The following is a 12,024-nucleotide window of genomic DNA, read 5'->3' on the forward strand; positions in this document are numbered from 1 at the left end:
CTGCTCCTCGTCGACGGCGGCGAGGGCCAACTCGGCGCCGCCCGCGACGCGCTCGCGGAGACGGGCTGGGACGTGCCCGCGGTCGCGCTCGCGAAGGCCGAGGAGCTGGTCGTCACCCCGACCGGGGCCCGGCGCTGGGACGACGACGCCCCGGAGCTCCACCTGCTCCAGCGCGTGCGCGACGAGGCGCACCGCTTCGCCGTCTCCTACCACCAGACCGTCCGCGACGAGGTGAAGACGGTCCTCGACGACGTGCCCGGCGTCGGGCCCGAGACCCGCCGCCGGCTCCTCCGGCGGTTCGGATCGGTCGAGAGCGTGCGCGAGGCGTCCGCCGCCGACCTCACGGACGTCGACGGCATCGGTGAGGCGACGGCCGAGACGCTCCGCGAGCGCCTCTGAAAAACGGTGCGGCGGGCGCGCGCTTCGCGTCGAAGCCGCTCGATTCCTCTACGACTTGCGACCGCTATCGGAAACGGAGGCGCGAAAAATCAGGAGCGGAGCCACGCCAGCAGGCGGGCCGCCGGACTGGTCGCCGCCTCGAGATCCTCGGGTCGCGGGTTGTCTTTCAGCCGTTCGGGGCCTCGTTCGAGATTCGACGTACTATTTCTCATTGTGTTGGAAAATTATGGCCGTATATGGAAGAGATTCTCGAAATCCTGACGTATTCTCTCAAAAAATACGTTATATATCGATTTAATCATCACCATCTTTGCCGGTCAGACGTGCGGTAGACGGAGCCCAGCGGAGACGGAGCCGGGGCGTGTGACCGCTACGGGGCCCGTCTCGGCGTCGACGAGCGTCTACTCGGCGCGGCTGGCGAACCTAGTCATCGGCGGAGGGGTCCGACGAAGCCGTTCGTCGGCGATCCCTCGTCACGCCCCGTCGATCAGGTGGGCGTCCTCGGGGTCGAAGCCGACGACGACCTCCCCGGAGAGGGGGTCTCGCGTCCGGAGGACGAGGTCGCGACCGCCCCAGTCGAGGGTGACCCGAGTCGTCTCGCCGAGGAACTCCGCGCTGGCGACCGTCGTCCGAATCCGGTTCTCGCCGCCGTCTATCCGGAGGTACTCCGGACGGACGCAGAAGGCGAGACGGTCGCCGACGGCGACGTCGGCGGCGCCGTCGAGCGCGACGCGGAGCGTCTCGCCCCCGGCGTCGACGGCGGCGGTGCGGGTGACTCCATCGCTCGTCTCGTTTCCGTTGCTCGTCTCGTTTCCGTTGCTCGTCTCGTCTCCGTCCTCCCCGGTGACTCGGTCCTCGACGTCGACGACCCGCCCCGCGAACACGTTGTTGTCGCCGACGAACTCGGCGACGAACCGGGTCGCCGGCTCGCGGTACACCGTCCGCGGGGGCGCGACCTGCTCGGGCGTCCCGCCGCGCATCACCGCGACGCGGTCGGAGATCGCCAGCGCCTCCTCCTGGTCGTGGGTGACGTAGACGGTCGTAATCGAGAGCTCGGACTGGATCCGCCGGACCTGCACCCGGAGCCGCTCGCGGAGCTGCGCGTCGAGCGCGCTCATCGGCTCGTCTAAGAGGAGGAGGTCGGGACCGGGCGCGAGCGCCCGCGCCATCGCGACGCGCTGCTGTTGGCCCCCGGAGAGGCTCTCCGGCTCGCGGTCGGCGGCGTCCGGGAGGTCGACCAGTTCGAGCAGCTCCGCGACGCGCTCGTCGCGGGTGACCCCCTCGGGCGGGTCGGCGAAGTTGAGCCCGTATCCGACGTTCTCGCCGACGGTCATGTGCGGAAACAGCGCGTAGTTCTGGAAGACGACCCCCACGTCGCGGTCCTCGGGCGGCACCCCGGCGACCGACTCGCCGAAGAAGCGGACGGTCCCCGCGGTCGGCTCCTCGAACCCCGCGATCAGCCGGAGGCTCGTCGTCTTCCCGCAGCCGGAGGGGCCGACCAGCGTGAAGAACTCCCCCTCGCGCACCCGGAGGCTCACGTCGTCGACGGCGGCCGTGTCGCCGTAGCGCTTCGTCACGCCGTCGAGTTCGACCGCGGGCGGGGCGTCGACGGACGCGGCGGCAGGCGGGGCATCGGCGGGCTCGGCGGACGCGGCGGCGTCGGTTGCCGCCTCCTCAAAGTCCACGGTGCTCACCTCCGAGTCGCTCGATCACGACGAAGCTGAGCCCGGTGACGACGAGGAGGACGACGCCCATCGCGGTCGCCGGTCCGAGCCGACGCCCGATGAACCGCTCGATCGCGACCGGCATCGTGTACGCGTCCGCGCCGGTCGCGAGCACCACCGTCGCCGTGAACTCGCCGATCGAGACCGCGAACGCGAACGCCGCGCCGGCGACCACCCCGGGCCAGACGAGCGGGAGCTCCACGTCGCGGATCACCCGCGCCCGCGACGCGCCGAGCGCCCGCGCCGACTCGATCAGCGAGCGGTCCAACCCCTCCAGCCCGGGCGCGACCGTCCGGACGACGAAGGGGTAGCCGGCGACCGCGTGCGCGACGACGATGGCGACGGCGCCGGTCGCCGCGATCCGCCACCCGGCGACCTCGACGCCGAAGACGAGTCCCCGGAGGAGCCCGAGGCCGACGACGATTCCGGAGACGGCGAGCGGGGCCATCGCGGCCGCGTCGACCAGCTTCCGCCCGCGGTACCGCCGCGTCGTCAGCACGGCGACGACGACCCCCATCGGGAGGGCCATCAGCGTCGCCGCCGACGCGAACGCGAGCGAGTTGCGGATCGCGGGCCACGGCCGCACCTGAAACGCCGCGCCCGTCCGCTGGCGGTCGACGAGGAACCGGTAGTGCTCCAGCGTGAGCGCGCCGTCGCCCCCCGTGACGCTCGCGAGGACCATCGAGCCGATCGGGGCGAGGAAGAGCACCGCCGCGACGACCGCGTAGGCGGCGAGGCCGACGCGGGGCAGGACCTCCCGCGCGGACGGCGCCGCCGGGAGCAGGGGTCTGCGCGGGAGCGGGCGGGCGCCCCGCGCGTTGACCGTGTTGCGCGCCTCGTAGCGGAGGTACGCGAGCAGCACGCCGAGCGAGATGACCAGTTCCACGATCGCCAGCGCGGCCGCCTCGGCGTAGCTCAGATCGCGGACGAGTCGGTAGACGAACACCTCGACGGTCGCCAGCTGGAAGCCGCCGAGCGCGAGCACGATGGGGAAGGTGCCGAACGTGAACACGAAGGTGAGCGCCGCGCCCGTCAGGACCGCCGGGTACACCTGCGGCGCGACCACGTCGCGGAACGCCCGGGCGGGCCCCGCGCCGAGGCTCCGAGCGGTCTCGACCGCGCGCGCGTCGACCGACTCCCACGCCGCGGTCGTCACCCGGGCGACGAGCGGCGCGTTGTAGAAGGCGTGGGCGATCACGATCGCCTGCAGCGAGAACATGAGGTCGACGGGCGGGAGCCCGAGCGCCGACAGGACGGCGTTCAGGGTCCCGTTGGTGCCGAACGTGGCGACGAAGCCGACCGCTACCATGATCGAGGGGAGGACGAACGGGACGATCGTCAGCGACCGGAGCGTCCGGCGGCCGGGGAACTCGAAGCGCGCGAGCAGGTACGCCGCGGGGAGCCCCAGCGCGACGCTGGCGACCGTCGACAGGGCGGCCTGATACGCGGTGAAGCCGACGATCCCGAGCCGGCGGTCCGGTCCGAGGAGCGCGCGGGCGACCGCGATCGGGGACTCGCCCGCGAACAGCCGGGCGAGCTCGCCGAAATAGAAGGGGTCGCGCACCAGCTCGGCGAACACCGCGAGCGTGGCGACGCCGTCGACGACGACCGCCTCGATCAGGACCGTCCCGACCGGGTAGTAGAAGGCGACGACGAGCGTGAGGCTCGTCACGACCGCGAGCGCGGTCAGCAGGCGCCCTTCGAGCCGGTCGCGGAGCGACCGGACGCGACGGCGACTCGGGCCGGCGTCGGGGGTCGAGGCCTCTCCGGCGCCGCTGCGGCGGTCGGTCACGCCGGTCTCAGTTCCCGGCGTACTGTCGCTCCCAGGCGTCGATCCACTCACTGACCGAGCCTTGGAGCTCGTCGTACGTGAACGTCACCGGTTCGGCCGGCTCCTGGGCGAGCTCGGCGTAGTCGTCCGGGAGCGTCGCGGTGTCGGTCGCGGGGAAGGCGACGTTGCGCTGGGCGATCTGCCCCTGCACGTCCGGCTCCAGCATGAACGACATGAACTCGCGGGCGAGCGCCGGCTCGTCGGCGTCGGCGAAGACGGCCATCCCCTCGGGGGTCGCGTACGCCTGATCGTTCAAAAAGCGGATCTGGTGTTCCTCCAGGTTCGCTCCCTCCATGTCAGCGAACACCTGGTCGGTCGAGTAGGAGACGACGATCGGTGCCTCGCCGTTGCTCCAGGCGGTGTACGCGTCGTCCCACGAGCCGAGCACGCGGACGTCGTTCGCTTGGAGGTCCGCCCAGTAGTCGAGGTAGTCGTAGTCGGGGTCGCCGTCGCCGCCCTCGACCGCCTCGTCGTCGCCGTCGCTCGCGACGCCGCCGTCGCCGAAGCGGTGGATCGTGTGCAGCAGGAACGAGCGCCCCGTCGAGGAGCCGCCGGGGTTCTGCGCGATGAGCGCCCCGCTGTGCTCGTCGGCGAGCAGCCCGTCGAACGTCTCCGGGGCCTCGACCGCTGTGCCGTCGTAGACGAGGCTCACGTAGCCGGTGTCGAAGGGAACGGCCCGGTCGAACGGGTCGAAGAGGAGCCCGTCGCGGACGTCGCCGAACCCGCCCACCTCGCCCCGCTCGGCGAACAGCCCGTCGTCGAGCTGGTCGTCGACGCGGACGAGGTCCTCGGTCGTGAGACCGACGTAGAGGTCGGCGTCGATGGAGACGCCCGAGGCGGCGCGCTCGACGTAGTAGTTCAGCTCGTTGTCGGGCGTCGCCCACTCCAGCTCGGCGTCGACGCGCGACTCGAACTCCTCTTTGAGCCACTCTCCCGGGCTCACCGAGGGGGCGTCGATGAAACTGGTGTAGGTCGCGACCGTCAGCGTGGGGGTCTCCTCGTCGCCGCCCTCGCCGTCCGATCCGTCGTCGCCGTCGGTCTCGTTCGAGCCGTCCGAGCCGTCCGCCCCGTCGCTCGAGCCGCCGTCGCCCCCGTCGTCGCCCGTCTGCTGCGCGCTACAGCCGGCGAGCGCCAGGGCGCCCGCGGCGCCCCCGAGCGCCAGGAACCGGCGGCGGGTCGGCCGGTCCGTCCCCCGCCGCGTCCGCGACGCGCTCGGTTCGCCGCTGGCGACCGCGTCCCCGTCGCTGACCGCGCCCTCGTCGGTGACCGCGTCCGGACCGGTGGCCGCGTCCGTGTCGTCTGCCATTACTCGGTAGTCACACTCGGTGGTTATAAGGGATCCGTGTCGGTGTCGGGCGGTCGACGAGGCCGGCGACCGCCTCCCTCGGTCCGGCGGTATCTGTTCCGATATTCTCGGCGATACCGATTTATCCGGGCGCGCCTCCGGATCCGTATGAACGACTCGTCCGGAGGCGACCCGAGCGGACGCACGCGCCGTCGACTCCTCGCCGCGGGGGCGAGCGCCACGGCGCTCGGTCTCGCGGGCTGTCTCGGCGCTCGGGAGGGGCCGGTCCCGGAGCCGACCGTGACGAACGAGCGGATCGACGACGGCTGGCGGCTCCTCGACGAGTCGGAGAGCGCGGTCTTCGAGCGGACGTACGGCCCGGCGACCGTGCGCGCGCTCGAACGAACGCTGATCTACGAGTACGTCTCCGTCGCCGAGGCGCTCGACGAGACGTTCGACGCGAGCGGGTCACCGGTGGTCTTCTTCGCGACCCGGATCGACCTTCGGCCCGCCCTCGACGGACTGCCGGCGGGCGTCGGTAGAGGCCGGCTGATGGCGGAAGTGGAGACGGCCGCGGTCGACGCGTTCCGCGCGCGGCTCCGGAGCGCCGGGACGGACGGCCTCGAAGAGGTCGACGAGGGGACCACCACCGTCGTCGGCGGCCACACCGCGACGGCGTGGCGCTTCGCGGGCGAGTTCGCGCTCGACGGGGAGGCGCCCCTCCCGGACGGCTCGACGACCGCGGTCGACGAGGCCGTCGGCGTCACGGCGCGGCTCGCGGTCTGGCACGACGGCACCGACGTCCTCGTGGCCGGCGGCGCGTTCCCCTCCGAGGCGGTCACGGCGGTGATCGGCGACGCCGTCCCCGGGTCGCTCGACGGCGAGACCGTCGTCGAATCGATCGCGGACGCGGAGGCGGCGGCGGCGCTCGCGACCGACCCGGCCGCGTTCGACGAGGAGGCCTCCGTGCTGATCGTCTCGGTGGAGTGAGGCGCGCCGGCGGTCTGAAGCGCGCGGCCGCCGGCACGACCCTCGCGCCTCGACGGTACCTTCCCCCGTCGCGCCCTGAGGCCCCTCGCCGCCCGAACCGACTCGTTTAATCCGCGCCCGCGACTCCCGACGGGTATGAGCGGTTTCCCCGAGTTCGAGGTGATCCCGGCGGTCGACGTCCAGGACGGCGAGGTGGTCCAGCTGGTCGGCGGCGAGCGCGGCACGGGCAAGCGGTACGGCGACCCGGTCGAGGCCGCCGACCGCTGGATCGAGGCGGGCGCGGAAACGCTCCACCTCGTCGACCTCGACGGCGCGTTCGAGGGCGAGCGCGTCAACGCCGACGCGATCGAGTCGGTCGTCCGGAGCGTCCCGGACGCGGTCGGCCTCCAGTTGGGCGGCGGCATCCGCACGGCGGAGGGCGCGCGCGAGCTCCTGGATATGGGTCTCGACCGCGTCATCCTCGGGACCGCGGCGGTCGAGACGCCCGAGATCGTCGCCGAGATCGACGAGAGCCACCCGGGAAGCGTCGTCGTCAGCCTCGACGCGAAGGGCGGCGAGGTCGTCGTGAGCGGCTGGACCGAGGGGACCGGCCTCGACCCCGCCGAGGCCGCGACGCGCTACGAGGAGCTCGGCGCGGGCGCGATCCTGTTCACGAACGTCGACGTCGAGGGGCAGTTAGCGGGGATCGACCGCGACGCGGTCGAAAGCGTCGTCGACGCGGTCGACGTCCCGGTGATCGCCTCCGGCGGCGTGGCGACCGTCGAGGACGCGGCGGCGCTGAAAGGGGCCGGCGCGGCCGCGGTCGTGGTCGGGACCGCGCTGTACGAGGGGCGGTTCACGCTGCGGGAGGCGCAGGCGGCCGCGGAAGACGTCTGAGACGGCGGGTCCCGCGAAGTCGCCCCTCGGTCGGCCGCCGACTACTCCTCCGGACGCTCGCGCTGGACGACCAGCACCGGCCCGAGGAAGCGCTCGGCCACCTGCTCCGACGGCATCCCGAAGACGAACGTCGTGACCGACGGGTCCGTCTCGCCCATCACGACCGCGTCGTGCGACTCGGCCCGGCCCGCGATGGCGTCGAGCGGGGCGTCCGCGTCTTCGACGAGCGTCTCGATCCGGTCGGCCGCGACGCCGCGCTCGACGAGGTCGGCCCGTACCCCGTTCAGGAACGACTCCCCGTCGTCGGGGGACTCGCCCTCGTTGAGGGCGTGATACAGCGTCACGTCGACGCCCGCGTCGGCGAACAGCCCGGCGACGAGCCGGGTGTTCCGCCCGACGCCGACCGTCCCGCGGAGCGCGACGAGCACCGAGTCGACGCGCTCCGCGCTGTTCGGGACCAGCACCGCGAGACACTCGTACTCGTAGATGAGCCGGTCGATCGTGGTCGCCTCGTCGTGAGTGAACACGAGCCGGGTCTCGACGTCGGCGCCGGCCGCGGCGAGCGAGTCGGCGAACTCGCCGAGCTTCGACATCGCCTTCTCGCCGAACTGCTCCCGCGCCTGCTCGGTCGCCGTCTGCTCGGGGATGACGTGATACCCGAGCAGCACGACGCGGGCGTTCGCGAGCAGCTCCGGGACACCGTTCGGGAGCGATTCGCCCTCGAGCAGTTTCAGGGGAACCAGCACCGACGGCCGAACGACGTCGGTCGGCGCGTCCGGCTCCGGCTGCTCTCCGGTCGGCGTTTCAGGCCCCGGCTGTTCTCCGGTCGCCTGTCGGTCCCCGGTCTCGGTCTGTTCCTCGCCGTCCTCGGTGGGTGTGTCGGTCATCTCAGAAGTCTCCTTTGAGTTCGACGTCCGTCGCGTAGTATCGGTACCAGCCGTACGCCGCGATCATGATCGCGGCGCCGACGCCGATCGACGCCGGCCGCATGAACGCGATGAGCGCGAAGCTCGCGAGCCCGCCGACGCCGGCGACGGCGAACCCGGCCGGACAGCGGAACGCCGGGTCGTACCACGACGGCCGTTCCCGCCGGAGCTGGATCAGCGCGACGCAGATCAGCCCGTACATCACGAGGTGGAGGAACGAGGCGACCTCCGCGAGCAGCGCCACCTGCCCCGTCGCGGCCAGGACGACGATCGGACCGCCGGCGAGCCCGAGGGCGACGTGGGGGGTGCCGTACGCGAGGTTGAGCCGGCTCGCCGTCTCGGGGATGATTTCGTCGCGGCTCACCGCGTACACCGCGCGGGAGGCGCTGAGGATCGAGGCGTTCGCGCTGGAGAAGGTCGCCAACAGCCCGGCGACGACGATCGCCAGCGCCCCCGGGAGCCCGACGAACGACCGCGCGACCTCGACCATCGCGGTCTCTCCGAACTCGCCGAGGCGGGCGCTGCCGAACGCGCTCGTCGCGACGAAAATCGTGACGACGTAGAAGACGCCGACGAGGAGCACGGAGCCGACCATCGCCAGCGGCAGGTTCCGGCTCGGCTCCGTGATGTCGCCCGCGACGGTCGCGACCTGCGCGAAGCCGAGGTAGGAGGTGAAGACGAGTGCCGCCGTCTGGAGCACCGGCAGCGTCCCGCCGGGCGGGAAGAAGCGCTCCGGGACGCGCTCGGCGCCGAACACGCCGAGCGCGTCGAGCGAGCCGTAGCTCAAGAAGAGCGTGAGGATGACCAACAGCAGGATCACAATCCCGTTCTGGAGCGCCGCGGTGTTCTCGGTCCCGAAGAGGCTGAGGACGGTGAGACCGACGCCGAACGCGACGCCGAGGGGGACCGCGGGGTCGATCGGGAGCGCGATCCCGGCTTCGAGGAACACCTGTCCCGCGTAGCTGCCGAGCCCGACGAGGTAAAACGCGGCGGCGAACACGAGGCCGAGCCAGAGCCCGAGCCCGACGACCGCGCCGGCGGCGGTCCCCAGTCCGCGCGAGATGAAGAAGTAGCCGCCCCCGCTGCGCGGCATCGCCGTGGCGAGCTCCGACGCCGGCAGCGCGACGAGGAGCGCGATGACCGCTCCGATCGCGAACGAGAGCGACGCCGCCGGACCGGCGTTCTCGGCCGCCAGCCCCGGGAAGACGAAGATCCCCGCGCCGATCATCGTTCCCACGCCGATCGCGAGCCCGCCCACGAGGCCGATGGTCCGTTCGAGCTCCCCTTTCCCGGTGTCGGCGTCGACGACGGCGGCGAGCGTGTCTGGGACCTCGACGCCGGCGCGCGAGGGGCCGGAGCCGTCGGTCGGTCCGGACGCGTCGGGAGGGCCAGCGGCGGCGGACGGGCCGGACGAGTCGGGGGGGTCTGAACTGTCCATGCCGTGCCGAGACGATTCACTGGCGTGACAAATATCCTCCGCCGGTCGGGTGCCGTCGGCCGTCCGCCCACCCGCAACCGACTTACGAATCCGCCGCGACGGGCCGGTATGAGCGATCACGACCGGACGGCCGCCGTCACCCGCGAGACGAGCGAGACGACGATCGAGCTCACCCTCGCGATCGACGGCGACGGCGACAGCGAGATCGACACCGGGATCGGCTTCTACGACCACATGCTGGCGTCGTTCGCCAAACACGGCCTCTTCGACCTCACCGTCAGGTGCGACGGGGACACCGAGATCGACGACCACCACACGGTCGAGGACGTGGCGATCTGCCTCGGCGAGGCGTTCGACGAGGCGCTCGGCGAGAAGCGCGGCATCCGGCGGTACGCCGACCGACGGGTCCCCCTCGACGAGGCGGTCGCGAGCGTCGTCGTCGACGTGGCCGGGCGCCCGTACTACGAGTTCGACGGGGCGTTCTCGCAGGCGTCGATCGGCGGGTTCACCAGCGTCATGGCCGACCACTTCGCGCTGTCGCTGGCGCACAACGCCGGCCTGACGCTCCACGCCGCGGTGGAGCGGGGAGACAACGCCCACCACGAGGTCGAGGCGCTGTTCAAGGCCCTCGCACGGGCGCTCGACGACGCGACGCGGCTCGACGAGCGCCGCAGCGACACGCCGAGCACGAAGGGCGAGCTGTAGCGGAAGCGGCGGGTCGGCCGTGAGGAGACGAGCGCGGCCCCCGCCACCGGGCCGTTCCGACGGTTTAAATCGGGTCGGGACCCACCCTCCACCAATGCAACCGAGTTCGCTCTCCGGGCTCCCCGCGGGCGTCGGCGAGGCGCTCGAATCGGAGGGCGTCGCCGAGCTGTACCCGCCGCAGGCGGCCGCCGTCGAGGCCGGCGTCGTCGACGGCGAGAGCCTCGTCGCCGCGGTTCCGACGGCCTCCGGGAAGACACTGATCGCCGAGCTCGCCATGCTGTCGGCGATCGAGCGCGGCGGCAAGGCGCTGTACATCGTCCCGCTGCGCGCGCTCGCCAGCGAGAAGAAGACCGAGTTCGAGCGCTGGGAGGACCACGGCGTCACGGTCGGCGTCTCCACCGGCAACTACGAGTCCGACGGCGAGTGGCTCGCCACGCGGGACGTCATCGTCGCCACCTCGGAGAAGGTCGACTCGCTGATCCGCAACGGCGCCCCGTGGATCGACGACCTCACCTGCGTCGTGAGCGACGAGGTCCACCTCGTCGACGACCCGAACCGCGGCCCCACCCTCGAAGTGACCCTCGCGAAGCTCCGGAAGGTGAACCCCGGGCTCCAGACGGTCGCGCTCTCGGCGACCGTCGGCAACGCCGACGTCATCGCCGACTGGCTCGACGCCGGGCTGGTCGAGTCGGACTGGCGCCCGATCGACCTCCGGATGGGCGTCCACTTCGGTAACGCCGTCGACTTCGCCGACGGGAGCAAGCGGGAGGTCCCCGTCGAGCGCGGCGAGGACCAGACCGCCCGGCTCGTCGCCGACGCGCTCGACACCGAGGAGGACGGGCAGGGCGGCTCCTCGCTCGTCTTCGTCAACTCCCGGCGCAACGCCGAGTCGTCCGCCCGGAAGCTCACCGACGTCACCGGGTCGCGGCTCACCGACGACGAGCGCGACCGCCTCCGCGATCTCGCCGAGGAGATCCGCGGCGTCTCCGACACGGACACGTCGGAGGACCTCGCCGACGCGGTCGCGCAGGGGTCGGCGTTCCACCACGCGGGGCTCGCGAGCGAGCACCGGTCGCTCGTCGAGGACGCGTTCCGCGACCGCCTCATCAAGTGCATCTCCGCGACGCCGACGCTCGCCGCCGGCGTCAACACCCCCGCCCGCCGGGTGATCGTCCGCGACTGGCGCCGCTACGACGGGGAGTTCGGCGGGATGAAGCCGCTCGACGTGCTGGAGGTCCACCAGATGTGCGGGCGCGCGGGTCGGCCCGGACTCGACCCCTACGGCGAGGCGGTGCTGCTCGCGAACGACGCGGACACGAAGGAGGAGCTGTTCGAGCGGTACCTCTGGGCTGACCCCGAGCCGGTCCGCTCGAAGCTCGCCGCCGAGCCCGCGCTCCGGACCCACGTGCTCGCCACCGTCGCCTCCGGCTTCGCCTCCACCCGCGACGGGCTCCTCTCCTTCCTCGACAACACCCTCTACGCCACGCAGACCGACGACGAGGGGCGGCTCGGGGCCGTCACCGACACCGTCCTCGACTACCTCGCCGTCAACGGCTTCATCGACCGCGACCGCGACGGCGGGACGGAGAGCCTGACCGCGACCGGCATCGGCCACACCGTCTCGCGGCTCTACCTCGACCCGATGAGCGCCGCGGAGATGATCGACGGGCTGCGGTCGGTCGGGGACGCGGGGACCGGCGGCGTCGCCGGCGCGGGCGGCGACGACGGGGAGTTCGTCATGACGGCCGACGGCGACGGAGACGCCGACGAGCCCGGGTTCGGGACGTACACGCGAGCCGGGGAGGACGGCGACGAGAGCGAGACAGCGGACGCCGCGGGCGACTCGGCCG

At 72.3% G+C, this 12,024-nt stretch carries 10 protein-coding genes; 5 read left to right on the forward strand and 5 right to left on the reverse strand.

Features of this window, described 5'->3' with window-relative positions; genetic code table 11:
- Positions 1 to 399, forward strand: a 399-nt coding sequence (locus DJ73_RS16480; RefSeq protein WP_254921692.1) for a helix-hairpin-helix domain-containing protein, incomplete at its 5' end; no start/stop codon positions are given.
- A 473-nt stretch (positions 400 to 872) separates the two neighbouring features.
- Here the strand turns inward: DJ73_RS16480 and DJ73_RS16485 are convergent.
- From DJ73_RS16485 to DJ73_RS16495, 3 genes are read right to left on the reverse strand one after another with little or no spacing between them, the layout of a single operon-like run.
- On the reverse strand, positions 873 to 2,093 hold the full coding sequence (locus DJ73_RS16485; protein ID WP_094558504.1) for an ABC transporter ATP-binding protein: 1,221 nt from the start codon (positions 2,091 to 2,093) through the stop codon (positions 873 to 875).
- Positions 2,074 to 3,915, reverse strand: a complete 1,842-nt coding sequence (locus tag DJ73_RS16490) for an iron ABC transporter permease (protein WP_176451155.1) — start codon at positions 3,913 to 3,915, stop codon at positions 2,074 to 2,076. The genes DJ73_RS16485 and DJ73_RS16490 overlap by 20 nt, the downstream gene beginning before the upstream one ends.
- A 7-nt stretch (positions 3,916 to 3,922) precedes the next feature.
- Positions 3,923 to 5,260, reverse strand: coding sequence for a thiamine ABC transporter substrate binding subunit (locus DJ73_RS16495; RefSeq protein WP_094523268.1), 1,338 nt, complete (start codon positions 5,258 to 5,260; stop codon positions 3,923 to 3,925).
- Positions 5,261 to 5,407: 147 nt separating this feature from the next.
- On the opposite strand from DJ73_RS16495, the gene DJ73_RS16500 reads away from it, so the two are divergent.
- Together DJ73_RS16500 and hisA are read left to right on the forward strand one after the other, a co-directional pair.
- Entirely contained in the window at positions 5,408 to 6,229 is an 822-nt protein-coding gene (locus tag DJ73_RS16500) for a hypothetical protein (protein WP_094558506.1), read from the forward strand.
- Positions 6,230 to 6,364: 135 nt separating this feature from the next.
- The gene (gene hisA / locus DJ73_RS16505) at positions 6,365 to 7,105 is read left to right on the forward strand and encodes a 1-(5-phosphoribosyl)-5-[(5-phosphoribosylamino)methylideneamino]imidazole-4-carboxamide isomerase (protein ID WP_094558507.1); all 741 of its coding nucleotides are present in this window, start codon (positions 6,365 to 6,367) and stop codon (positions 7,103 to 7,105) included.
- 41 nt (positions 7,106 to 7,146) lie between these two features.
- Here the strand turns inward: hisA and DJ73_RS16510 are convergent, their stop codons facing one another.
- Both DJ73_RS16510 and DJ73_RS16515 read right to left on the reverse strand, forming a co-directional pair.
- Positions 7,147 to 7,992, reverse strand: a complete 846-nt coding sequence (locus DJ73_RS16510) for a universal stress protein (RefSeq protein WP_094558508.1) — start codon at positions 7,990 to 7,992, stop codon at positions 7,147 to 7,149.
- A 1-nt stretch (position 7,993) separates the two neighbouring features.
- Positions 7,994 to 9,469 (reverse strand): APC family permease, encoded by a 1,476-nt coding sequence (locus tag DJ73_RS16515; protein ID WP_094558509.1) that lies wholly within the window; start codon positions 9,467 to 9,469, stop codon positions 7,994 to 7,996.
- Positions 9,470 to 9,577: 108 nt separating this feature from the next.
- Between DJ73_RS16515 and hisB the strand changes: the two genes are divergently transcribed.
- Entirely contained in the window at positions 9,578 to 10,174 is a 597-nt protein-coding gene (hisB, locus tag DJ73_RS16520) for an imidazoleglycerol-phosphate dehydratase HisB (RefSeq protein WP_094523258.1), read from the forward strand.
- Between the two features lie 94 nt (positions 10,175 to 10,268).
- Positions 10,269 to 12,024, forward strand: a 1,756-nt coding sequence (locus tag DJ73_RS16525; RefSeq protein WP_094558510.1) for an ATP-dependent DNA helicase, incomplete at its 3' end; no start/stop codon positions are given.

It is taken from the genome of Halorubrum sp. Ea1 (assembly GCF_002252965.1).
Classification (GTDB): Archaea; Halobacteriota; Halobacteria; order Halobacteriales; family Haloferacaceae; genus Halorubrum.